This is a genomic window from Pseudomonas sp. Sample_22 (assembly GCF_004307635.1).
Classification (GTDB): Bacteria; Pseudomonadota; Gammaproteobacteria; order Pseudomonadales; family Pseudomonadaceae; genus Aquipseudomonas.
Map to the genome: position 1 here is coordinate 64,282 of NZ_RCNY01000065.1, position 22,224 is coordinate 86,505.

The window sequence follows — 22,224 nt, forward strand, 5'->3', positions numbered from 1 at the left end:
CCACAAATAATGGGGTATCAGGTTATTGAGCGGTGATGCTATAGCCGTCGAACGCCGTCTGCTGTTGCAGGGCGGTGATGATGTTCTTGCGGTTGACCGCTTGTTCGCTGCCGGCATTGTCCAGGAATGTCTCGTTTTCCAGCTCGGCTTCATCGCCTTCGCCAACAAAACTGAAACCGAGGAATTCCAGGGCTTCACGGTCGACGCTCAAACGCGAGCGCGGGGTGCGCAGCGGCAGCGTCACACTCATGCCGTCCTTGCTGATGGTGAACACTTCGACTTCTTTCTTGGCCTTGGCAGCCTTGCTCTTGCCACCGCTCGGGTTGCTGATGGCCTGGTGGGTCTGGTTCAGCACTTTCAGCGCCAGGCCGTAGACAATTTCCTGGAACGCCGGGTCATCCTTGAAGCTGGACAGGATGCGGCTGATCGGGAATTTGCTGCTCAGGTCTTCGAGCGCGGCGATGTCGGCGGCTTCGGCGTCCTTGAGCTGCTTGAGCTGGCCCATCAGTTCGTACGCCTTGTCATCGTCGAAGCTGTCGTGGGCCTGACGGATCGCGGCGCGCAGCTCGCGGATCTGGTCGCTTTCGCGGGTGGACTGGAAAGCGTCCAGCACCATCTCGCTGATGGTTTTGGCCTGGGGCACGTGTTGTGAAAGATTGATGGAGTTTTCGTATTCCGCTTTGGACGACAAGGTGACTACGGATTCAGCGGTATTGGAATCGGACATTGAAATTTCACTACTTTTTTCAGCTTGAATAGGGGCGAGAAAGCACGGGGGCTTTTTCAGGTCGCCTAATCTATTGGACCGGGGCGGCGTTGTCACGGAGCAACGGGCGGTTGGTCGTTTTTTTGCCTTGCTGGATAATCGCGATCCCCTGTAGGAGCGAGCCTGCTCGCGATGTGATCGTTCCCACGCTCTGCGTGGGAATGCAGCCCGGGATGCTCCGCGTCCCTGCCAGAGCCGAACGCGGAGCGTCCGTTGAGGCATTCCCACGCGGAGCGTGGGAACGATCAAAATCGCTGGCAAGCCAATTCTCAAGCCTGCCCCGGTGTATTGAGGTTCATCGAACGCACCGCCAACGCAGTCGCTGTCTCTTCATCAATCGGCAACGAAAACCGAAAGGTCGCCCCGCGTCCCGGCACATCGATCAACTGGATCTCGCGCCCGTGCAATTGCAGGATGCGATGCACGATTCGCAAACCCAACCCGCCATCACGCCGTGCGCCGCCGATATTGAACGGGCGCAGGAACAACCCGTCGCGCAATTGCGGGGCAATCCCCGGTCCTGTATCGCTGACGGTCACTTCGATAAACGAGCCTTGCGGGCGCAAGCCAAGTTCGATTTCGCCACCTTGTGGGGTATGGCGCAGAGCGTTGTCGAACAGGTTGGTCAGCACCCGTTCGATCAAGCCGAGATCCGCGCACGCCACCGAGACGTTCGGGGCAAAGGTGGCCTTCAATTCGACCTCGCGCGCTTCGGCGGTGAGCTCGAACTTCTGGAAAATGTCCTGGGCCAGATCGGTCAGGGAAAACCGCTCCAGCACCGGCTGCACAAAACCATGTTCCAGCCGCACCAGCTCCAGCAGTGATTGCGCCAGCCCACCGACCTTGCGGCTCTGATCCAGCGCAATGCCCAGATAACGGCGGCGATCGGCGGGGGACAGCGTCGCGTCCTTGAGCGACAGGGTTTCCAGATAGCCGTGCAGTGAGGCCAATGGCGTGCGCAAGTCATGGGAGATATTGGCCACCAGTTCACGGCGCTCCTGATCCTGGCGGGTCAGCGAGCGCCACTGCTCGCCGAGGCGTGCCTGCATCTGCCGGAACGTGGCGTCGAGGATGGCAATTTCATCGTGGCTGGCGGTTTTTTCTACGGTAACGGGCAGGGCCGGGGTGACCGGGACGCCGTCAATGTCGAACTGGCTGACGGTTTCGGTCAAACGGCGCAACGGCCGGGTGATCAGGGCAAACGCGGTGAGACCGGCAATCAGGCACAGCAGCGCGACCAAACCGATGGACAGCAGGGCGGTGTTGAGTGCGGCACTGGTGGCACCGCGTTCGGCCAGCCGATCGTGGTCTTCGCCGAGCAGGACCACGTAGAGATAACCGGCGGGTTTGCCATCGACCTTCAGGGGCGCGGCGCTGAATACCTTGCGGGTCTCTACACTGCGCGGGTCGTCCCCGGGAATCGGCAGCGGGTCGCCCCGCAGCAGGCGCTGGATCGGTGCCAGATCAACTTTCTCCCGACGAATCCGGCCCTCGGGCGCGGCGCTGCCAACAATCCTGCCTTCGGTATCGAGCAGGTACACCTCGACACTCGGGTTGACCTGCATCAGCTTGCTGAACAGATCGCGCACCGCATTGGGCATCAGTCCCTGGGTGTCCATCAGCACCGTGTCATTGGCGATGTGTTGCGCCAGGTCGCGGGACAAGCCTTGCACCACTTCCTGTTCATGCATCTGGTTGGAGCGCACCTGCATCCACGCCGACGTGCCGCAGCACACCAGCAACAACACGGCGAACACCAGCGACAGGCGCTGTGTGAGCGTCAACCTCATGGCTGCGGTTCCTCCCCGGTGGCGAATTTGTAGCCACGCCCCCATACCGTGAGGATGCGCACCGGTTGCGCCGGGTCAGTCTCGATCTTGGCGCGCAGGCGGTTGATGTGGGTGTTGACCGTGTGCTCGTAGCCTTCGTGGCTGTAGCCCCACACGGCATTGAGCAGGTCCATGCGCGAGAACACCTTGCCGGGCTGACGGGCGAAGAAGTACAGCAAGTCGAACTCACGGGGTGTGAGGTCCAGCCGCCGACCGTCCAGCGCCACTTCGCGGGTGATCGGGTCGATGGCCAGGCCGTCGATGTTCAGGCTGCCGGCGTCCATCTTCAGGTTGCGCGCCATCGCATCGACCCGGCGCAACAGGGCTTTGACCCGCGCCACCAGTTCCAGCATGGAAAACGGCTTGGCCAGGTAATCATCGGCACCCAGTTCGAGGCCGAGGATCCGGTGCACTTCGCTGGAGCGAGCGCTGGTGATGATGATTGGCGTGTAGCGGGCCATGGCCCGGGCGCGGCGGCAGATTTCCAGGCCATCGACACCGGGCAGCATCAGGTCGAGGATCAACGCATCCCAGTTGCCTTGCTGCAACAGGCGCATGCCCTCATTGCCATCGGCACTGTGGACCACCTCGAATTGCTCATCACGCAGATGCAGGCAAATGAGGTCGGCGATGTGCGTATCGTCCTCGACCACGAGGACGCGTTTAGTCTGTTCCATCCAGCTCAATCCTTCGGCGCAATGAGCGCATTGTGCGGGTTTTCCAGCGCCCGAGTTATCACGAATTGTTTAACTTACTGTGAGGATTTGGCGATCACCCAAAGCCTAGGCTGTGTTCCATGAAACACCCCTGGTTTTGGGAGACAAGCATGTTTTCACGACGGCAATTTCTTGTAGCGAGCAGCGGGCTCGGGGTCACGGCCCTGGCGATCGGCCTGTTGCCGAAGTTATCCACAGGCTCGGCGTTGATCAGCGAGGTCAACGCGGCCGAGGCGTTCGAAGTGACCCACACTGATAGCGAATGGCACGCGATCCTCAGCGACGAGCAGTACGAAATCCTTCGCGAAGAGGGCACCGAGCGCGCCTACAGCAGCCCGCTGAACAACGAACACCGTGACGGTACGTTCGCCTGCGCCGGTTGCGATCTGCCGCTGTTTTCCTCGGCCACCAAGTTCGACAGTCGCACCGGTTGGCCGAGCTTCTGGGCACCACTGGACAAGGCTGTGGCCACTCGACAGGACCGCACTTTCGGCATGGTCCGCGAAGAGGTGCATTGCCGACGTTGCGGCGGGCATTTGGGCCATGTCTTCGATGACGGCCCGAAACCGACAGGCCTGCGTTATTGCATGAACGGACTGGCGATGAAGTTCGTGCCCAAAACCGTCTGATTTTTGCCTGCCTGCCCTTTGAATCATTCTGGAGTTGCTTACATGAAAAACCTGCTCACCTGGCGTCGTGCGCTGCTGGCCCTGGCCACCGTTAGCGTTATCGGCCCATGCTCGGCGTTCTCCTTGGGTGGTGCCGAAGAAGCGGTGGTGATTGCGCCGCCAGCGCTCGATGAAGTCACTCAGGCCCGCAGCGCAACCGCGGTGTTCGCCGGCGGTTGTTTCTGGGGCGTGCAAGGGGTGTTTCAACACGTCAAAGGGGTGAAGAATGCGGTTTCCGGTTACGCCGGTGGTGCAGCCGACACGGCGCAGTACGAGCGCGTCAGCGACGGCAATACCGGCCATGCGGAATCTGTCGAAGTGACGTACGACCCGAGCCAGGTCAGTTACGGCACCTTGCTGCACATCTACTTTTCAGTCGCCCACAACCCGACCGAACTCAACCGCCAGGGGCCGGACACCGGGACTCAGTACCGTTCGGCCATCTTCACCAAAAGCGCCGAGCAGCAAAAAATCGCCCAGGCCTACATTGCCCAGCTCGACGCGGCCAAGTCCTTCAACAAACCGATCGTGACCAAGCTGGAAAGCTACAACGGTTTCTACCCGGCCGAAGAAGAGCATCAGGACTTTCTCACCGAGCACCCGACCTATCCTTACATCGTGATCAATGACCTGCCGAAAGTGGCGCAGCTCAAGCAGCTGTTTCCCGAGCGTTATCAGGAAAAACCGGTGCTGGTGAAGGAGGGGAGGTAAGCGTCAGGAATGCTTGCCCCACTTCTGTACCGCGAATTCAACGAAACGGCGCAATTTCGGCAAACGGTGGCGATCCTGCGGGTAAACCAGATGCATCGGACGGCTGGGCGGGCAGTAATCCGGCATCAATGCCAGCAGGTTTCCTTGCCGCAGGTCTTCTTCGACCAGCGCGTCGGGCATCATCACGATGCCCATACCCGTCAGCGCCGCCTGATGCAGGCCGGCCGAACTGTTGATCAGCATCGGCCCGCTGACTCCCACGCTGACTTCGCCATCAGGTCCGGCCAGACGCCATTCCTTTTGCACCGACTGCCAGTCATCCCCGGCCGGATAGGCAAACGACAGACAATCGTGCTGTCGCAGGTCTTCAGGTGTTTGCGGTGTGCCCCGGCGGGCCAGATATTGCGGCGAGGCGCACATGGTCAGGGTGTAGTCGATCAGCGGGCGGGCGATCAGGTTTGAGGGTTCCAGTGCGCCGAGTCGAAACGCCACATCCAGGCCGTTCTCCAGAAGGTCCGGACGGCGGTTGGTCAGCACCACATCAAGCTTCACCCGCGGGTTTTGCAGGCTGAACTCACTCAGCGCCGGTGCCAGCCGCTCGGTGCCGAAGGTCAAGGGAGCGGTGATGCGCAAGATGCCGCTCGGTTCGTCGAGGGCCTGTTCTGCAAGCCGCTCGGAATCCGCCACCAGTCCCAACACTTCCAGACAACGCTGGTAATACGCGGCACCGAATTCGGTCAGGCGCTGACGCCGCGTGGTGCGGTGCATCAGGCGCACACCCAGACGCTGTTCCAGTGCCTTGAGGTGATTGCCGACCATGGTCGTGGACATTTCGCACTGAAAAGCCGCGGCGGTCATGCTGCCGGTTTCCACCACTTTCACGTAAACACTCATTGCCTGGAATAAATCCATTATCAAGCTCGGCTTTTAAATGATTGAAGTTTTGAGGCGTTTATCCAGCTCAGGTGGCTAACCATACTGCAAAAACACCGACCCTTGCTGGAGCTTGATGTCATGACCGCCGCTTGCCTGATGAGCACTTACCAACCCTTGGCCCTGAGTTTCAACAAAGGCCTGGGCACACGCCTGTGGGATCAGGCCGGTCGTGAGTATCTGGATGCGGTGGCCGGGGTGGCGGTGACCAACGTTGGCCATTCCCACCCGAAAATCGTTGCCGCCATCAGTGAACAAGCCGGATTGCTGCTGCATACGTCCAACCTCTACAGCATCGACTGGCAACAACGGCTGGCGCAAAAATTGACGCGGCTGGCAGGGATGGACCGGGCGTTCTTCAACAACTCCGGGGCCGAGGCCAACGAGACGGCGCTGAAAATCGCCCGGTTGCATGGTTGGCACAAAGGCATCGAGCAACCGTTGGTGGTGGTCATGGAGAACGCTTTCCATGGTCGGACCCTCGGCACGTTGTCCGCCAGTGATGGCCCGGCCGTGCGTCTGGGCTTCAACAAATTGCCGGGTGATTTTGTCAAGGTGCCGTTCGGCGACCTGCAAGCGCTCGACCAGGTGCAGCAAGCGCATGGCTCGCGGATCGTGGCGATCCTGATGGAGCCGATCCAGGGCGAAAGCGGCGTACAATTGGCGCCGCCCGGTTACCTCAAGGCGCTGCGCGAACGGTGCAACCGGCGTTCATGGTTGCTGATGCTCGACGAAATCCAGACCGGGATCGGTCGTACCGGACAGTGGTTCGCCTTTCAGCACGAAGGCATCGTGCCGGACGTCATGACCCTGGCCAAAGGCCTCGGCAACGGCGTGCCCATCGGTGCCTGTCTGGCCCGTGGCAGGGCCGCAGAGCTCTTTACCCCGGGCAGCCACGGCAGCACGTTCGGCGGCAATCCGCTGGCCTGCCGCGTCGGTTGCACCGTGCTGGATATTGTCGAAGAACAAGGGCTGCTGGAGAACGCCCGGCTTCAAGGGGAGCATTTGCTCGAAAGATTGCGCACAGAATTGGCGGGCCATCCGAACGTCGCGCAGATCCGCGGTCAGGGCCTGATGATCGGCATCGAACTGAAACAACCGATCCGCGACCTGAGCCTGATCGCCGCCCGGGACCACGGCTTGCTGATCAACGTCACACGCGGACAAATCATCCGCCTGCTGCCACCGTTGACCATCGATGAGCGGGAGGTGGAGATGATTGTCAGGGGCGTGAGTCGGGCGATTTCGCAAGTGTTCGAGCGATTTGAGTAATCGTTCAGCGTTGGCTTTGGAGCTTAAAAGATAAGTCGTTTCATCGAACACTTCGGGACTATCCAGAGTTTTCTTGTTCCTCTTCCTACGATTCAGCAACCACTGGAGAACTCGCATCACCCGCTCCTCATTCAGATAGACGCTGAGTATCTAATGCCCTGACAAGAGACGTTTCTGTAAGAGCTGTAGTCCCGTTCCGATTTGGAGAAAGACGCTGAAAGAATGATCAATGCGGGTTTCGAACCGCACTGAGGAAGTCCGTGATTTCAGTCTGAGTGGTCAACTGGATTCGGAAACCGGCAAATCCGTCCAGCAACCGCTGATGCGCCACAAACCCACTGGACCCATCACGTGTTCGATAGCTTGCGGCCCACTCCAGCAACGCCATCGATCGCTCGTCGTCGTTGACTTCGCGCTGGCGGATATTGGCGAGGCAAGCTTCATCTTCAATGCACAACCAGATCAGCGCTGTTGCGCGGTGCAGCAGTTCGCTGATGATCCAGCCATAAACCCCTTCGATCACCCAGCAGGGATCATCGGCGACGATGCGCGCCATGCCCAGGGCTTCGGCGCGGGGGCGGGGGATGCTGTGTTCGTCGGATAGCCAGTGAATCTGATCGAGATCGACCCATGGCACGCACAATTGCTCGGCGAGCCGTTGCGCTAGCCAGCTCTTGCCGGAACCTGAGTTACCGATGATCAGGGTTCGGGTGAGGTCCATGAGCGACACCAAATGAAATGGAAATCAGCCGGTTTTCAATCTTCTGTCTCGGGAGCCACCATGCGTGTCTTCGGGGAGCCATTCGAGTTGTGCTGATAAATATCCTGCGGCTGTCCCTTGTCATTGAAAAACACCTGGCCGATGCCCGCGGAGTTCCACAGTCGTTCACCTGCTTCAGCATGCTCCGGAACGTGCGGCACGATGCGCATGCGCCGACGTTTGGTCAGCCAGTTCAGCGGTGAGCGCGGTGAATACAGCCAGCGGTTGAGGCGGTCGAACCATTCCAGCAACGTGGGCGGAAATTCATTCTTGATGCCGCTGCTGGTGATCTGCCAGATACGCGGCCCAGCCTTGCGATGGCGAATCAGCACTTCGTAGACGAAGGAATAATGCACATCGCCCGACAGCACCACGTAATTACCCGGTGTGCGCGAGTGGCGGAAAATGTTCAGGATCACCTGGGCCGCGCCGCGATGGGCCATCCAGTTTTCCGCGTCCACCAGCAGCGGATAGCCGAACCAGCTGAACACCCGTTGTACCGTCTCGATCAGTTTCACGCCGAACACTGGCGCCGGTGAAACGATGATCGCCGACGGATGATCCAGCAGCTCCTGTTGCAGTTCGCTGAGGGCCTCCCAGTCGAGCAGGCCCGAGGGTTGCTTGAGGTTCATCTCGCTGCGCCAGCGTCGGGTGCGGGTGTCGAGCACGACCATGGCTGGCGTGGTGGGCAGCACGTAATGCCAATGCTGGAAACGCAACAGTTCATCGATCAACCGGTCCTGGACGTCGCTGTCGAGATAGCGGTCTTGCCCGGTGTCGCTGAATGCGCAGGCCTTCTCGACGACATCGACAAAGGCGTCCGGATTGTTGCCCCAGCCCTGGCACAGCATGTAGGCGATCAGCGCATTACCGATGATGCGTCTGGAGAACGGATGGCCGTAGGCCGTTTCTTCCCATTGCGCAGAGAGGTTCCAGTCATCGGTGATGTCGTGGTCGTCGAAAATCATCAGCGTCTGCACGTGCGCCAATGCCCGCGCAACGCGGCCCAGACCAGCCTTGAAACCGTCGATGCGCACCTGTTCCAGCGCATAGCGTTCACGACGTTCCTTGATCAGTTTTGGCGGCTTTGGCGCGATCAGCGACCATGGGGTCGGCGACCAGACCAGCAGGTACATGGCCATGACTTCGGCGAACGTCACCAGATGATTGTCGGCACTGCTGCTGGTGAAAATCGGCTTGCGCGCACCGCCGAAAAAGCGATCGCGCAGGGTTTCGTTGCTCTTGAGTGCCGGCAGCAAATCGGCGCGGTGGTAGTAGCACGCCGCGTGGCCGTACAGCTCGGCGCTGTCGCTGACCACGGCACCTTGCAGATGCTCGCCGAACAAACCCAAGCGCTCGATAAGGCCATGAATCGCCCGCAGCATCGGCCCGGCGACATCGTCGGCGTACACCTGATCGCCACTCATCATCAGCAGCGCCGGACGATCCTTGGCTTCGTGTGCTTGCGCCAACAGGTTGTCGACGCACAGCAAGCCGTCGGTCGCCGGGTGATGGGGCTTGCGGCAGGAACCGTGCAGCAACTGATCGATGCGCGAGCGCAGGACGAAGTTCGGGCAATCCGCCTCGCTGTAAAGCAAATGCGGCGCCCAATCGGCGATGCCTTTGCCGTCTTCCAGCAGCAGGTCGTATTCGATACGTTGGTCAAAGGGCAGGGCAGCGTCCAATGACACATCGATCAAATGCACGAAGGCGTGCGTGCCCACCGCAATCACCGTGCAGTGCCCGGCGTCGAGACGGATATCGGCAACGCCCTGCAAACGCAGGGTCAGTTCCAGCGCACGGGACCCCACCAGCCACATCACCAGTCGTGTGGGCTCCAGCCGCCGCAGCAGCGGGCCGGCGAGGACCGGGGGCAGGGATTGAGCGTCGGGCAGGGGCAGCGTTGCGGACATCCGGGGTCAAGACTCTTGAGGGCTCAGAGGCGGGCGATGATAGCGCAGGTGGCGGCGGGACAGGCTATTGTGGGTGTCAGAACATCTCGATTGGAAAGGGTCTGCCATGAACAACCGTATCCTGCCGGCACTGGCCATTTTGCTGCTGGTGCAATCCCCGGCCCATGCCATCAACGACAAGTACCGCCAGCAGCTGGAAAAGTCCGGTTGCACCCAGGTGAGCGAGTTGCAGGGCTGCGATATCCACAAGACCAAGGCGGAAAACGCCAAGGCCGGATTCAGCAACCCGGCCGTGCCTGCCGCTGGCGAAAAGACCAAGGAACCGAGCACTGGCACCCAGGAGGGAGCCGCCCCGCCTGTCACCAAATGAAAAGCCATTGTCGTCTGATGAGAAGCGTCTCAACAGGCCTGGTCCTACAGTCCAATCAGCGCAATTCGATGCAACACGCCCATATTGCAGATTGGAGAATAAGAAAAATGGCTAAAGCCGTACGCTTTTACGAAACCGGTGGTCCTGAAGTCCTGCGTTATGAGGACGTTGAAGTCGGCGACCCCGGTCCGGGCCAGGTGCGTCTGCGTCATGTGGCGGTCGGCCTGAACTATGCCGACACCTACTTTCGCAATGGCACTTACCCGATCCCGATGCCCAATGGCATGGGGGTTGAGGCGTCCGGCGTGGTCCAGGCCATCGGCGAGGGGGTGACCAATGTCCAGGTGGGGGATCGCGTCACTTACACCGGTTTCCTCAACACCCTCGGCGCCTACAGCACCGAGCGCCTGATTCCGGCCGCGCCGCTGATCAAGTTGCCGGAAACCATCAGTTTTGAAACCGCTGCCGCCATGACCATGCGCGGCCTGACGTCTTCGTACCTGATGCGCCGCATCTACGATTTCAAGGAAGGCGACAGCATTCTGCTGCACGCCGCTGCCGGTGGTGTGGGCCTGATCGTTTCGCAGTGGGCCAAACTGTTGGGCCTGAACGTGATCGGCACAGTCTCGACCGAGCAAAAGGCTGAAATCGCCCGGGCTCACGGTTGCGACCATACGATCAATTACAGCCATGAAGATGTTGCCGCTCGCGTTCGCGAACTGACCGACGGTGTGGGCGTCAACGTGGTGTTCGACAGCGTTGGCAAGAACACCTTCATGGGTTCGCTGGATTCGTTGAAACCCCGTGGCCTGATGGTCTGCGTGGGTACGGCGTCCGGGCCGATCCCGGCATTCGACCCGGTGATGCTGGCGATGAAAGGTTCGCTGTTCCTGACCCGTCCGGCCCTGGCCAACTACATCAGCGACCCGGCGGAAAAGGCCGAGCTGGCCGGTGAGTTGTTCGACCATGTCGGCAGCGGCCGGATCAAGATCGAGATCAACCAGCACTACGCCTTGCAGGATGCGGTGCAGGCGCACCGTGATCTTGAATCGCGCAAGACTACCGGCTCGTCGATTTTCGTCATTTAAGGAGCTGCCAGCCATGAAAGTCGAACAATTGACCTGCAGCATCGGTGCCGAGTTGACCGGCGTAAACCTGGCCGACGCGGTGCACGACGACGGTCTGTTTGCCGAAATCCGTGCCCAGCTGCTCAAGCATCGAGTGGTGTTCCTGCGCGATCAGGACATCACTCGCGCCGAGCACGTGGCTTTTGCCCGGCGCTTCGGTGAACTGGAAGATCATCCGGTGGCCGGCAGTGATCCGGAGCATCCCGGGCTGGTGCAGATCTACAAGAACCCCGACCAGCCGATGGACCGCTACGAAAACGCCTGGCACACCGATGCCACCTGGCGCGACGCCCCGCCGATGGGTTGCGTGCTGCGCTGCGTGGAGTGCCCGCCGGTGGGCGGCGATACCATGTGGGCCAACATGGTTCTGGCTTACGAAAATCTGCCGGATGATGTGAAAGTGAAGATCGCCGACCTGCGCGCCCGTCACAGCATCGAAGCCAGTTTCGGCGCGGCCATGCCGATCGAGAAGCGCCTTGCGCTGAAGGCGATGTACCCGGACGCCGAGCACCCGGTGGTGCGCACACATCCGGAAACCGGCGAAAAGGTGCTGTTCGTCAATGCCTTCACTACTCACTTGAGCAATTACCACACCCCTGACCGGGTGCGTTTTGGCCAGGACGCCAACCCTGGTGCGGGCGAGTTGCTGCGTTACCTGATCAGTCAGGCATATATCCCTGAGTATCAAGTGCGCTGGCGCTGGAAGCCCAACAGCATCGCCATCTGGGACAACCGCAGTACCCAGCATTACGCCGTCATGGATTACCCGCCGTGCCATCGCAAGATGGAGCGCGCCGGGATCATCGGCGACAAGACTTACTGATCCACCGCCTCTGCATTCGCTCTCGTAAACACGCCTGCCCGGCGCGACCCCGGGTGGGCGGGACAATCATAAGAACTGGAGTAAACCATGCAATTCTTCGACGATTCCCTGCACCCCGAAAACATGGAAAAAGTGGTTATCACCGTGGCCCCGTACGGCCCGGAGTGGATGCCCGAAGATTTCCCGGAAGACATCCCGCTGACCATGGACGAGCAAATCCACAAAGCGGTCGAGTGCTATGAAGCCGGCGCCACGGTCCTGCACTTGCACGTGCGGGAACTGGACGGCAAAGGGTCCAAGCGCCTGTCGAAGTTCAACGAACTGATCGCCGGTGTGCGTGCCGCCGTGCCGGACATGATCATTCAGGTCGGCGGCTCGATTTCCTTCGCCCCGGAAAGCGACGGTGAAGCGGCCAAGTGGCTGTCCGACGACACCCGCCACATGCTGGCCGAGCTGACGCCGAAACCGGATCAGGTCACGGTGGCGATCAACACCACCCAGATGAACATCATGGAACTGCTGTATCCGGAATACCTGGAAGGCACTTCCCTGGCCAACCCCCTGTATCAGGCTGCCTACAGCGAAATGACCGTGCCGGCAGGTCCGGCCTGGGTCGCCGAACACCTCAAGCGCCTGATGGCCAATGGTATTCAGCCGCACTTCCAGTTGACCGGCATGCACGCCATGGAAACCCTCGAGCGCCTGGTGCGCCGTGGTGTCTACAAAGGCCCGCTGAACCTGACCTGGATCGGCATCGGCGGTGGTTTCGACGGGCCGAACCCGTTCAACTTCTTCAACTTCATCCACCGCGCGCCGGACGGTTGCACCCTGACCTCCGAATCGCTGCTAAAGAACGTCATGCCGTTCAACACCATGTCGATGGCCATGGGCATGCACCCGCGCGTGGGCAACGAAGACACTATCATTGATCACAAGGGCGAGCGTTTCGGCTCGGTGGCGCAGATCAAGCAAACCGTGCGCATTGCCCACGAACTGGGTCGCGAAATCGCCACGGGCAAAGAAGCCCGTGAGATCTATCGCATCGGTGTGCAGTACGACAGCATCGAGGAAACCCTGTTGGCCAACGGCATGGCGCCCAACCGCAAGGCCGGGCAGAAAGGCGTGCCGCAACGCGGCTGACCGACACGGCGAGCGAGCGGCCGTGACCGCTCGCTCGACGCACTGCTACACGCTTGATAACAACAATAAAACAAAGCTTTGAGGAGGCTGCATGGCCTTTCACCCAATCGCCGACGATGACGACTCCGGTGGAGTCGTTGTTGCGCGTAAATATGCCTGGATCGTCTTTGCCCTGACGTTTGGCCTGTTGATTTCCGATTACATGTCGCGCCAGGTACTGAACGCGGTGTTCCCGCTGCTGAAAAGCGAGTGGGCGCTGAGCGACGGCCAACTCGGCCTGCTCAGTGGCATCGTTGCGCTGATGGTCGGGCTGCTGACGTTTCCGCTGTCGCTGATGGCCGACCGTTTCGGCCGGGTCAAGAGCCTGGCGCTGATGGCGATGCTCTGGAGTCTCGCGACCCTTGGCTGCGCATTGGCCCAGGATTACCAGCAGATGTTCATCGCGCGTTTCATGGTCGGCGTCGGCGAGGCAGCCTATGGCAGCGTCGGCATCGCCGTGGTGATTTCGGTGTTTCCGAAACACATGCGTGCCACCCTGGCCAGTGCCTTCATGGCCGGTGGCATGTTCGGCTCGGTGCTGGGCATGGCGCTGGGCGGGGCCATCGCCGCCAAACTGGGCTGGCGCTGGTCGTTTGCCGGCATGGCGCTGTTCGGCCTGGTGCTGGCGATGCTTTATCCGCTGATCGTCAAGGAAGCCCGCATTGCGCCGCAACGCGCCGCCAAGGCTGTCGCGGTGGTCAAGCGGCCGTTGCGCACGTTGTGGTCCAGCCGTTCGGTGGTGGCAACTTACTTCGCCAGCGGCTTGCAATTGTTCGTCGGTGGCACGGTGATGGTGTGGATTCCCAGCTACCTCAATCGCTACTACGACATGCCCACCGACAAGGCTGGCGGCATGGCGGCGATCATCGTGTTGTGCAGCGGCGCGGGGATGATCCTGTGCGGCATGCTCAGCGATCGCCTGTGCCGTCACTCGCCGGAGCGCAAAGTCAGCCTGGCCATCGGTTTTTGCCTGGGCAGTTGCCTGTTGCTGTCAGCAGCATTTGCCTTGCAAGCAGGGCCGTTGCAACTGGCGCTGATCTGCCTGGGCATGTTGATCGCCACCGGCACCACCGGCCCATGCGGCGCGATGGTTGCCAACCTGACGCATTACTCGGTCCACGGCACGGCGTTCGCCACGCTGACCCTGGCCAACAACATGCTGGGCCTGGCGCCGGGGCCGTTCATCACCGGCCGGGTGTCCGATCTCATCGGTTTGCACGCCGCGTTTCAACTGGTGCCGCTGGTCAGCCTCGCGGCAGCAGCGGTGTTCTTTTATGCCAAGTGTCATTACCACAAAGATATTGCCCGCCTTCAGGGTCAGAGCGTGCCTGACCCCGTTCGTGAAGCCGGGATAGAGGTGAAGTTGTGAGTCGTCGTTTACGTATTGATGTGTTTTTCGATTTCATCTGCCCCTGGTGCCTGATCGGTAAACGCCAACTGGAGCATGCGCTGGTGCAGTTCCGCAGTCGCCATCCGGATGTGCAGGTCACCACGGCGTGGCACGGTGTGCAGTTGCTGCCGCAGTTGCCGGTGGAGGGCGAGCCGTTCGCCGATTTCTACCGCAAGCGTCTGGGTAACGCCGATGCCATGACCATGCGCCAGGCCCAGGTTCAAGAGGCTGCCAGGGCGGTTGGACTGGCGATTGATCTGAGCCGCATCGAAACGATGCCCAACACTGCCGACGCCCATCGCTTGTTCCAGCGTGCCACGGCGCTGGGCAATGCGGCTCAGCGTGAAATGTTGCTCGAACGCCTGTTCGCCGGCTATTTCCAGAGACGCGAAAACCTCGGTGATCGCGAGACCCTGCTCGCCATTGCCCGCTCTTGCGGCCTTGACTCGGACACCCTGGTCGACTGTCTGAAAGGAGACGCCACACCGTTTGCAGCGCCACCGGAGGCGACCAGTGGTGTGCCGAGTTTCCAGTTCGACCAGCGCGTGACCGTCATCGGTGCACAACCGGCCCAGGCGCTGCTCGGGGCGATGAACGAAGCCCTCAAGCACAGTGAGCGCGAGCGGCAGCCGGCATGACCCGGCGCATTCCCGTACCTGCTGGCAAACACCCGCAGGCCGGTGGCCGTGCGCTGTTCGAATTCGAAGACAAAAGCCTGGCGTTGTTCAACGTCGACGGGCAGTTGTTTGCCATCGACGACAGCTGTCCGCATCAGGGCGCCTCGTTGTGCGGCGGGCGGCTTGAGGGCTGCGTGATTCAGTGTTGCGCCCATGGCCTGCGATTCGATCTGCGCAGCGGCTACATGCTCAATTCCACGCTGGTCAAAGTCACCCACTACCCGGTCGAGATCATCGACGACCAGGCGTTTATCGTCATCACTTGCGAGGAGTCCGCGCCATGAGCGCCATCGCTCTCACCCGTATCCACAGTCGCACGCGCGAACTGGCGCCGGGGCTTATCGTCAGCCTGATCGTGGCGGCCGCCGCGTCGTTCCTGTCCGAGCATTACGGTGCGCCGGTCATGCTGTTTGCCTTGCTGCTGGGCATGGCCCTGAATTTTCTGGCCGATGACGGCCCGTGCAAGGCCGGTGTCGAGTTCACCGCCCGCACAGTGCTGCGCATCGGGGTCGCACTGCTGGGCATGCGCATCACCCTGGAGCAAATGGCGGCGCTGGGCTGGAAGCCGATTGCGCTGGTGGTGATTCTGGTGGTGGTGACCATTGGTGTGTCAGTGATCGCGGCCAAGGCGTTGGGCTTCCAGCGCCTGTTCGGCATGCTGACCGGTGGGGCGACGGCGATCTGTGGTGCTTCGGCGGCGTTGGCGCTGGCGGCGGCGCTACCCAACCATCCGCAAAAAGAGCGCGCTACGTTATTCACGGTGATTGGTGTCTCGGCGTTGTCGACCCTGGCAATGATTGTCTACCCGATGATTGCCAACTGGCTGGAGTTGTCGCCGCAGGTGGCAGGTGTATTCCTCGGCGCGACCATTCACGATGTCGCGCAAGTGGTCGGCGCCGGTTACAGCATGTCCACCGAAACCGGTGACACGGCCACGGTGGTCAAACTGATGCGCGTGGCGATGCTGCTGCCGGTGATCGTCACCGCCGCGATGATCACCCGCATGCAGGGCGCCGACCCGACCGGCAAGCGCCCGCCATTGCTGCCGTGGTTTGCCGTCGGTTTCCTGATCCTGGCCTGCATCAACAGCACCGGCTGGGTGGCGCCGGCGGTGCAGGGCTCGGTCAATGAACTGTCACGCTGGTGCCTGGGGGTTTCCATCAGTGCCCTGGGCATGAAGACCCGCTTGAAGGAGCTGGCAGCGGTCGGGATCAAGCCGATTTTGCTGATGGTGGGGGAGACAGTATTCCTCGTCGTGCTGGTGTTGTTGCTGCTGCGCTGGGGTTTCTAGGATTCACACAGAGCGCTCGATGCAACCAGCCACGAAACCCGTAGGAGCAAGGCTTGCCCGCGATAGCGCCGGGTCAGGCGCCATTGATGCCGGATGTGCCGGCCTCATCGCGGGCAAGCCTTGCTCCTACAGGGAGAGGGTTGTTTATCGAGTTTTCGGACAGCCACAGAGAAATGAATGCTGATTTCGCTCTTTGCGGCGACCGTGCCAGCGGTCGCCGTTTTTTTTGCCTGCTGTCAGGACGGTTTCTGTTTCTGCGCCCGCCACGTCGCCGGCGGCATGCCGAACTGGCTGATGAACCACCGCGTGAACGAACTTGCCATCGAATAGCCGAGCATGTCGGCAATACGGCTCAGCGAGTAGTTCGGGTTGTCCAGATAACGCAGCACCAGATCGCGGCGCACATCGTTGATCACGTCGTTGAACGCACAGCCGTCGTCCTTGAGGCGACGTTGCAGGGTGCGCACGTTCATGCCCTGGCTCTGCGCGACTTGCTCGATGGTCGCGCGGCCCATGGGCAGCAGCAGGTAAATGGCTTTGCGCACTTCGAACAGCATCGAGGTGCCATCGTGGCTTTGCAAAGAATCGAGATAACTTTGGGCGTAGCGGGCCATGGCCGGGTCGGCGTTGGGGTTGGTCATGTCGAGGCTGGCATCTGAGCAGACGATGCCGTTGAACTCACTGCCGAATTCCAGGGTGCAGCCGAACAGCCGGCGATGCAGTTGCAGGTTGTCCGGTGCCTTGTGCATGAAGTTGACGCTGTACGGGTGCCAGTGCGAACCGAGCAGCGCCGCGCACAAGCGGAACATCACACCGATGGCCAGCTCGGTGGCCTGGCGGCTGGGCATCGGCGTTTCGGTGACGACTTCTTCGCGGATGATCACCATCTTGCCGGCCTCTTCAATGAAGATCGCCAGCGAATCGTTCATCAGGTGCCGGTAATGCACCACCACCTGCAAGGCATCGCGCAACGTGCGCTGATGGCTGAGCAACAGGCTGACCACGCCGAAGTCCGAAAGCTGGCGCGACTCGGCCATGCTCAAACCGAACGTCTGGCAACCACTGGCGGCGGCCGAGTCTTCCAGCAAGCGTACGGCGGCGTCGATCGCAATGCGGTGCTCGGGGGCTTGCAATTGCGCCCTGCTCAGGCCGACGGCGGCCAACACATCGCGCGGGTTGAATCCCAGGTACTGGGTGACCTCCAGGTAGTTGGTCAGTACAGCAGCGCGAACAAGCTTGGGCATGCGTAGGTCTTCCCTGGGCCGATGGCTTCTTTTTCTGATGGGCGGGCGTGGCGACTATATCCAGCGCATCGACCGTTGAACAGTTGTCTTGTTGGCGATGGACATCACGCTGGCGGGCGTTGAATCAGCGCTGCTTGCGCGAGCAATCCAGGCTCATCCGTTGATTACAGTGACCCTGCGCCAACCTGTGGGGTTATTCGACCAGCGGTCGAGGCGATAAAGTGTCGGACAATTTGTCATCAAAAGAAAAGTGCCTGACGTCCAATGTAAAGCGCCTCGAGTGGGCGCTCTTTAATGTCGACCCTACAAAAAGCCTCTGGCGAAAACAGCCAGTCGAGATATCGAGAAAGCGAAGGTGTTGACCGTGGACAAATTGCAAACTGCCGCCACCGTTCTGATCGTACCGGGCCTGCGCGAGCACGTTGCCGAGCATTGGCAAACGTTGCTGCAAGCCAAGCTAGCCAAGGTACGCAGCGTCCCGCCGCTGGAGACCGACAAGCTCGACTGCGGTGCTCGCGTGCGGGCGATCCAGCACGAACTGGAGCAGATCGACGGCCCGGTGATTCTGGTAGCCCACAGTGCCGGCGTGCTGATGGTCGCGCATTGGGCGGCGCAGTACAGCCGTCCAATCAAGGGCGCATTGCTGGCCGCGCCACCGGACCTCGATGCAGTCTGGCCGGCCAACTATCCCTCTTCGGAAACACTCAGCAATCAAGGCTGGAATCCTCTGCCACAAGGCCCGCTGCCATTCCGCAGCATCGTGGCCGGCAGCACCAACGATCACCTGGCCAGTTTTTCCGCCGTGACCCGCATGGCTGAAAACTGGGGCGCCGAATTGCTCGATCTGGGCGATGTCGGCCATCTCAATCCGGCCGCAGGATTTGGCCACTGGGCGCAAGCCGAGGCACTGATCCTGCGATTGGACCAATAAAACAGGACCGCTAATACAGGAACCGGCAGGCATCACGCCAGTCGGCATTTGCCCTCACTCCTGAAAACGCAGACCCGAAGAGGAATGCGCGAGGGCGGCTGCGCTTAAAACAAATACAAAAAGGCGGAGACAACGCAATGCACAACAACAAGAGTCACGGGTTCACCGCATCACGCTACACATTGCTGGCCTCGGCCATTCTCGCGGCAACGGTGCCGATGGCCCATGCGGCCGAGATCGAGACAGGTAACCCGGACTGGACCGTTCGCCTGGATAACACCGTCAAGTACAACTATGGCGTGCGCACCGAAAGTGCCGACAAACGCATGTTGGCTACGCCAAACAACAACGACGGCGATTACAACTTTCGCAAGGCCGGCACCAACATCACCAACCGCGTCGACCTGTTGACCGAGATGGACGTGGTCTACCAGAACCACATGGGCTTTCGCGTCAGTGCTGCCAGCTGGTACGACAAGGCGTACGAAAACACCGGTTCCAATTCCAACCCGTTCGTCAACGGCAACGGTTCGACCTCGGGCCTGATCGCCAACGACCCGCGCCTGGCGGGTGTCACCCGGGACGACGTCGGCACCGGCAGCCCGCACCTGAGCAACTACGCCCAGCGCTACTACACCGGCCCGTCCGGCGAAATCCTCGATGCCTTCGTGTTTTACAGCACCGAAGTGGGCGAGGAGTCGATACTCAGCGTCAAGGCTGGCCAGCACAACGTGTTCTGGGGCGAGACCATTCTCAACCCGGTGCACTCGGTCAGTTACGGCCAGTCGGGCCTCGACCTGGCCAAACTCGCCGCATCGCCGGGCACCGAAGCCAAGGAACTGTTCGTCCCGCGCAACCAGCTGTCGATGTCGTTCACCGTCAACCCGGAGTTGACCGTCGGCGCGCAGTACTTCCTCGATTGGGATGAGGCGCGCCTGCCGGAAGCGGGCACTTACTACGGCGGTTCCGACCTGGTCGGTTTCGGTGCGCAATCGTTCCTGCTCGGCAACACCAACGCTGTGGTTCCGGGCAGCCCGCTTGGTTGTGGCCTGGCGCCGTGCAACGGTTTGACCAACGTCCGTCGCGGTCATGACCTGACGCCGGACAAGCGCGGTGACTGGGGCGTCATGGCCAAGTGGTCGCCAGCCTGGCTGGACGGCACCCTCGGCGTTTACTACCGCGAAACTTCGGAGATCCTGCCGCAAGCCTGGCTGGACGCCCGTGGCCTGACCTCGGCCAACCCCAACGGCACCCGCCCGGCCGGGCAAGTGCCTGCGGTGATCAACACCCTCAACTCGCTGAACACCGCCACCTATCAGATGGCCTACGCCGACAACATCAAGATCGTCGGCCTGAGCCTGTCCAAGGATGTCGGCGGTGTGAGTGTGGGGTCGGACCTGAACATTCGCCACAACATGCCGCTGGCCAGTATCCCGGCGATCGTCAGCACCAACAGCCCGTTGGGCCTGGGCCAGGGTCTTGGCTTGCTGCCGGCGCGAACTGCTGCCACGGGTGTGATTTATGACACGCCGGAAAAGGGCGACAGCATGGCTGCCACCGGCGACACCCTGCATTGGACGATCAATGGCCTGATGACCATTGCCGATACGCCGCTGTTCGATTCGGCAACCCTGCTCGGCGAGTTGTATTACAGCAACCTGCTCAAGCTCGATAGCAAGAACGAGGCGCTCTACAAAGGCAAGGACAGCTATCGCGGCATCGACGCACCGACCCGGGACAACTGGGGCATCGCGGTCAACTTCACCCCGACCTGGTACCAGGTGTTCCCCGGTATTGACCTCAACGCGCCGATGTCTGTCAACGTCGGCCTCGATGGCGTGTCACCGGTCTCCGGTGGCGGTGCCAAAGACACCGGCAACTACGCCATCGGCCTCGGTGCCGTTGTGTACAACAAATACTTTGTCGACCTGAAGTACGTGGACTCCTTCGGCAAAACCGACAAGTGCAATGTCAGCGGCGTAAGCACCGGCCCGACCGGTGGCGACGGCTCTACGCCGAACGCCTTCAGCGGCAACGAAAACTACGCCTGTTACGCCGGTGGCTACTCGGCCTTCTCCGGAGGTGGCGCAACGACTGAGGACCGTGGCGCCGTTTACCTGACGATGAAAACCACTTTTTGATTCACCACTGATTTGCTCAATGCAAGCAGGAGAATAACAAGATGAAATTCGCACAAACCGTGTTGGCCGTTTCGCTGGCCATGGTCCTGGCCGCTCAGGCACAGGCCGCTGTTTCAACCCAGGAAGCCGCCAAGCTGGGCAGCAGCCTGACGCTGGTCGGCGCTGAAAAGGCCGGGAACGCTGATGGTTCCATTCCGGCCTACAACGGTGGCCTGACCACGCCACCGGCCAGTTTCAAATCCGGTGACAGCATGCGCCCGGACCCGTTTGCCAGCGAAAAACCGCTGCTGGTGATCGACGGCAAGAACGTCGATCAGTACAAGAACCTGCTCAGCGCCACCACCGTTGAACTGGCCAAGCGCTTCCCGACGTTCCGTGTCGATGTGTTCCCGACTCACCGTACCGTCTCGCTGCCACAGGCCATTCTGGACAACGGCGTGAAGAACGCCAGCGGTGCCAAGTCCCTGGAAAACGGCCTGGCCATCGACAACGTGCTGCCGGGCGTACCGTTCCCGATCCCTCAGTCGGGCAACGAAGCGATGTGGAACTTCCTGTTGCGTTATCAGGGCGTGAGCATCAACTCCAAGTACGACTCCTGGAACGTCGACTCTGCTGGCGTGCCGAGCCTGGCGACCACCGGGCAGGCGTTCATTTCCTACCCGATCTACGAAAACCTCTCGCAGCCGATCAGCAGCGCCGACGTGTACTACCAGATGAAACTGTCGTACACCGGCCCCGCGCGCCGAGCAGGCGAAGCGGTGATGCTCAAGGACGCCGCCAACCCGCTGCAACAACCACGCCGCGCCTGGCAATACCTGCCGGGTCAGCGTCGGGTGAAACTGGCGCCGAACCTGGCTTACGACACACCGAACCCGGGCACCGCCGGTGCGGGCACCTACGATGACGTGTTCGTGTTCAACGGGGCGCTGGATCGCTACGACTGGAAGCTGGTGGGCAAGCAGGAAATGATCGTGCCCTACAACACCTACAAGCTGACCTACGCCCAGGATCCGAAGTCGCTGACCACCGCCAACCACCTCGCGCCGGACTTCGTGCGCTGGGAAAAACACCGTGTATGGGTGGTCGAAGGCACGCTCAAGGCCGGTGCCCGGCACATCTACGCCAAGCGCCGCTTCTACCTCGACGAAGACAGCTGGAGCGCTCTGGCCTCTGACCAGTACGACGCCCGTGGTCAACTCTATCGCGGCTCCTTCGCCTTCCTCAGCCAGAGCTACGACAAGCAGGTGCCGGACTCCACGCCGTTCATGATCTACGACCTGGTGGGCGGTTCCTACAACATCAACGGCGTCGTCGGCCCGTACGGCGGCATCAAGTACATCGAGCCGCTCTCCAAGGCGCAGTGGTCGTCGGAATCCCTGGCCGGCGCCGGCATTCGCTAAGCCTGTGGGAGCGAGCAGGCTCGCTCCCACAACAGCATGAACGTCGGGCACACGCCTGTGTGTCCCGACGCGGCTTTCCGAAG

The 22,224-nt window shown here is 61.0% G+C and carries 21 protein-coding genes; 14 read left to right on the plus strand and 7 right to left on the minus strand.

Features of this window, described 5'->3' with window-relative positions:
* Window positions 1-22: 22 nt before the first annotated feature.
* The 3 genes from D8U73_RS17215 to D8U73_RS17225 all read right to left on the minus strand — a co-directional run bounded on the left by D8U73_RS17215 (window position 23) and on the right by D8U73_RS17225 (window position 3,272).
* On the minus strand, window positions 23-727 hold the full coding sequence (locus tag D8U73_RS17215) for a hypothetical protein (protein WP_056855119.1): 705 nt from the start codon (window positions 725-727) through the stop codon (window positions 23-25).
* Window positions 728-1,035: 308 nt separating this feature from the next.
* Window positions 1,036-2,556 carry a HAMP domain-containing sensor histidine kinase gene (locus D8U73_RS17220; RefSeq protein WP_130905210.1) on the minus strand — a complete coding sequence of 507 codons (1,521 nt, stop codon included), beginning with the start codon at window positions 2,554-2,556 and terminating at the stop codon, window positions 1,036-1,038.
* Window positions 2,553-3,272 (minus strand): response regulator transcription factor, encoded by a 720-nt coding sequence (locus D8U73_RS17225; protein WP_130905211.1) that lies wholly within the window; start codon window positions 3,270-3,272, stop codon window positions 2,553-2,555. Before D8U73_RS17225 ends, D8U73_RS17220 begins: the two co-directional genes overlap by 4 nt.
* A gap of 149 nt (window positions 3,273-3,421) precedes the next feature.
* Between D8U73_RS17225 and msrB the strand changes: the two genes are divergently transcribed.
* Entirely contained in the window at window positions 3,422-3,940 is a 519-nt protein-coding gene (msrB, locus tag D8U73_RS17230) for a peptide-methionine (R)-S-oxide reductase MsrB (RefSeq protein ID WP_130905212.1), read from the plus strand.
* Between the two features lie 42 nt (window positions 3,941-3,982).
* Complete coding sequence (msrA, locus tag D8U73_RS17235) at window positions 3,983-4,690, plus strand: peptide-methionine (S)-S-oxide reductase MsrA (RefSeq protein WP_056855123.1); 708 nt, start codon at window positions 3,983-3,985, stop codon at window positions 4,688-4,690.
* 3 nt (window positions 4,691-4,693) lie between these two features.
* Here msrA and D8U73_RS17240 read toward each other — a convergent pair whose 3' ends face one another.
* Window positions 4,694-5,602, minus strand: coding sequence for a LysR family transcriptional regulator (locus D8U73_RS17240; RefSeq protein ID WP_056855124.1), 909 nt, complete (start codon window positions 5,600-5,602; stop codon window positions 4,694-4,696).
* Window positions 5,603-5,704: 102 nt separating this feature from the next.
* Here D8U73_RS17240 and D8U73_RS17245 point away from each other — a divergent pair, with 102 nt between their 5' ends.
* Window positions 5,705-6,895, plus strand: a complete 1,191-nt coding sequence (locus D8U73_RS17245; RefSeq protein ID WP_130905213.1) for an aspartate aminotransferase family protein — start codon at window positions 5,705-5,707, stop codon at window positions 6,893-6,895.
* Between the two features lie 226 nt (window positions 6,896-7,121).
* On the opposite strand, the gene D8U73_RS17250 is transcribed toward D8U73_RS17245, so the two are convergent.
* Both D8U73_RS17250 and D8U73_RS17255 read right to left on the minus strand, forming a co-directional pair.
* The gene (locus D8U73_RS17250; RefSeq protein WP_130905214.1) at window positions 7,122-7,616 is read right to left on the minus strand and encodes an adenylate kinase; all 495 of its coding nucleotides are present in this window, start codon (window positions 7,614-7,616) and stop codon (window positions 7,122-7,124) included.
* A 35-nt stretch (window positions 7,617-7,651) separates the two neighbouring features.
* Entirely contained in the window at window positions 7,652-9,568 is a 1,917-nt protein-coding gene (locus D8U73_RS17255) for an alkaline phosphatase D family protein (RefSeq protein WP_130905215.1), read from the minus strand.
* A 106-nt stretch (window positions 9,569-9,674) separates the two neighbouring features.
* Between D8U73_RS17255 and D8U73_RS17260 the strand changes: the two genes are divergently transcribed.
* The 8 genes from D8U73_RS17260 to D8U73_RS17295 all read left to right on the plus strand — a co-directional run bounded on the left by D8U73_RS17260 (window position 9,675) and on the right by D8U73_RS17295 (window position 16,425).
* Window positions 9,675-9,938 (plus strand): hypothetical protein, encoded by a 264-nt coding sequence (locus tag D8U73_RS17260; RefSeq protein WP_130905216.1) that lies wholly within the window; start codon window positions 9,675-9,677, stop codon window positions 9,936-9,938.
* Between the two features lie 107 nt (window positions 9,939-10,045).
* Window positions 10,046-11,026 (plus strand): quinone oxidoreductase, encoded by a 981-nt coding sequence (locus D8U73_RS17265; protein WP_056855129.1) that lies wholly within the window; start codon window positions 10,046-10,048, stop codon window positions 11,024-11,026.
* 13 nt (window positions 11,027-11,039) lie between these two features.
* Window positions 11,040-11,888, plus strand: coding sequence for a TauD/TfdA family dioxygenase (locus D8U73_RS17270; protein ID WP_056855130.1), 849 nt, complete (start codon window positions 11,040-11,042; stop codon window positions 11,886-11,888).
* 87 nt (window positions 11,889-11,975) lie between these two features.
* Window positions 11,976-13,028 carry a 3-keto-5-aminohexanoate cleavage protein gene (locus D8U73_RS17275; RefSeq protein ID WP_056855131.1) on the plus strand — a complete coding sequence of 351 codons (1,053 nt, stop codon included), beginning with the start codon at window positions 11,976-11,978 and terminating at the stop codon, window positions 13,026-13,028.
* Between the two features lie 91 nt (window positions 13,029-13,119).
* The gene (locus tag D8U73_RS17280; RefSeq protein WP_130905217.1) at window positions 13,120-14,436 is read left to right on the plus strand and encodes an MFS transporter; all 1,317 of its coding nucleotides are present in this window, start codon (window positions 13,120-13,122) and stop codon (window positions 14,434-14,436) included.
* Window positions 14,433-15,095: a DsbA family oxidoreductase gene (locus D8U73_RS17285; protein WP_130905218.1), complete on the plus strand. Its 663-nt coding sequence runs from the start codon at window positions 14,433-14,435 to the stop codon at window positions 15,093-15,095. The genes D8U73_RS17280 and D8U73_RS17285 overlap by 4 nt, the downstream gene beginning before the upstream one ends.
* Window positions 15,092-15,418 carry a Rieske 2Fe-2S domain-containing protein gene (locus D8U73_RS17290; protein WP_056855134.1) on the plus strand — a complete coding sequence of 109 codons (327 nt, stop codon included), beginning with the start codon at window positions 15,092-15,094 and terminating at the stop codon, window positions 15,416-15,418. The genes D8U73_RS17285 and D8U73_RS17290 overlap by 4 nt, the downstream gene beginning before the upstream one ends.
* The gene (locus tag D8U73_RS17295) at window positions 15,415-16,425 is read left to right on the plus strand and encodes a putative sulfate exporter family transporter (protein WP_130905219.1); all 1,011 of its coding nucleotides are present in this window, start codon (window positions 15,415-15,417) and stop codon (window positions 16,423-16,425) included. The genes D8U73_RS17290 and D8U73_RS17295 overlap by 4 nt, the downstream gene beginning before the upstream one ends.
* Window positions 16,426-16,661: 236 nt before the next feature.
* On the opposite strand, the gene D8U73_RS17300 is transcribed toward D8U73_RS17295, so the two are convergent.
* Entirely contained in the window at window positions 16,662-17,669 is a 1,008-nt protein-coding gene (locus tag D8U73_RS17300; RefSeq protein WP_130905220.1) for an AraC family transcriptional regulator, read from the minus strand.
* A gap of 364 nt (window positions 17,670-18,033) precedes the next feature.
* Here D8U73_RS17300 and D8U73_RS17305 point away from each other — a divergent pair, with 364 nt between their 5' ends.
* From D8U73_RS17305 to D8U73_RS17315, 3 genes are all read left to right on the plus strand, one after another.
* Entirely contained in the window at window positions 18,034-18,600 is a 567-nt protein-coding gene (locus D8U73_RS17305) for an alpha/beta hydrolase (RefSeq protein WP_056855260.1), read from the plus strand.
* 137 nt (window positions 18,601-18,737) lie between these two features.
* Window positions 18,738-20,741 carry a DUF1302 domain-containing protein gene (locus tag D8U73_RS17310; RefSeq protein WP_130905221.1) on the plus strand — a complete coding sequence of 668 codons (2,004 nt, stop codon included), beginning with the start codon at window positions 18,738-18,740 and terminating at the stop codon, window positions 20,739-20,741.
* 41 nt (window positions 20,742-20,782) lie between these two features.
* A complete protein-coding gene (locus tag D8U73_RS17315; RefSeq protein WP_056855138.1) occupies window positions 20,783-22,141 on the plus strand; it encodes a DUF1329 domain-containing protein in 1,359 nt (452 codons plus the stop codon).
* Window positions 22,142-22,224: the final 83 nt, after the last annotated feature.

What these genes read in the sequence shown, in the direction of transcription:
- D8U73_RS17225 (WP_130905211.1), bottom strand. Translation starts at nt 3,272, where the DNA reads ATGGAACAGACTAAACGCGTCCTCGTGGTCGAGGACGATACGCACATC.
- D8U73_RS17255 (WP_130905215.1), bottom strand. Translation starts at nt 9,568, where the DNA reads ATGTCCGCAACGCTGCCCCTGCCCGACGCTCAATCCCTGCCCCCGGTC.
- D8U73_RS17240 (WP_056855124.1), bottom strand. Translation starts at nt 5,602, where the DNA reads ATGGATTTATTCCAGGCAATGAGTGTTTACGTGAAAGTGGTGGAAACC.
- D8U73_RS17270 (WP_056855130.1), top strand. Translation starts at nt 11,040, where the DNA reads ATGAAAGTCGAACAATTGACCTGCAGCATCGGTGCCGAGTTGACCGGC.
- D8U73_RS17265 (WP_056855129.1), top strand. Translation starts at nt 10,046, where the DNA reads ATGGCTAAAGCCGTACGCTTTTACGAAACCGGTGGTCCTGAAGTCCTG.
- D8U73_RS17260 (WP_130905216.1), top strand. Translation starts at nt 9,675, where the DNA reads ATGAACAACCGTATCCTGCCGGCACTGGCCATTTTGCTGCTGGTGCAA.
- D8U73_RS17315 (WP_056855138.1), top strand. Translation starts at nt 20,783, where the DNA reads ATGAAATTCGCACAAACCGTGTTGGCCGTTTCGCTGGCCATGGTCCTG.
- D8U73_RS17250 (WP_130905214.1), bottom strand. Translation starts at nt 7,616, where the DNA reads ATGGACCTCACCCGAACCCTGATCATCGGTAACTCAGGTTCCGGCAAG.
- D8U73_RS17295 (WP_130905219.1), top strand. Translation starts at nt 15,415, where the DNA reads ATGAGCGCCATCGCTCTCACCCGTATCCACAGTCGCACGCGCGAACTG.
- D8U73_RS17290 (WP_056855134.1), top strand. Translation starts at nt 15,092, where the DNA reads ATGACCCGGCGCATTCCCGTACCTGCTGGCAAACACCCGCAGGCCGGT.
- D8U73_RS17220 (WP_130905210.1), bottom strand. Translation starts at nt 2,556, where the DNA reads ATGAGGTTGACGCTCACACAGCGCCTGTCGCTGGTGTTCGCCGTGTTG.
- D8U73_RS17310 (WP_130905221.1), top strand. Translation starts at nt 18,738, where the DNA reads ATGCACAACAACAAGAGTCACGGGTTCACCGCATCACGCTACACATTG.
- D8U73_RS17300 (WP_130905220.1), bottom strand. Translation starts at nt 17,669, where the DNA reads ATGCCCAAGCTTGTTCGCGCTGCTGTACTGACCAACTACCTGGAGGTC.
- msrB (WP_130905212.1), top strand. Translation starts at nt 3,422, where the DNA reads ATGTTTTCACGACGGCAATTTCTTGTAGCGAGCAGCGGGCTCGGGGTC.
- msrA (WP_056855123.1), top strand. Translation starts at nt 3,983, where the DNA reads ATGAAAAACCTGCTCACCTGGCGTCGTGCGCTGCTGGCCCTGGCCACC.
- D8U73_RS17245 (WP_130905213.1), top strand. Translation starts at nt 5,705, where the DNA reads ATGACCGCCGCTTGCCTGATGAGCACTTACCAACCCTTGGCCCTGAGT.
- D8U73_RS17280 (WP_130905217.1), top strand. Translation starts at nt 13,120, where the DNA reads ATGGCCTTTCACCCAATCGCCGACGATGACGACTCCGGTGGAGTCGTT.
- D8U73_RS17215 (WP_056855119.1), bottom strand. Translation starts at nt 727, where the DNA reads ATGTCCGATTCCAATACCGCTGAATCCGTAGTCACCTTGTCGTCCAAA.
- D8U73_RS17275 (WP_056855131.1), top strand. Translation starts at nt 11,976, where the DNA reads ATGCAATTCTTCGACGATTCCCTGCACCCCGAAAACATGGAAAAAGTG.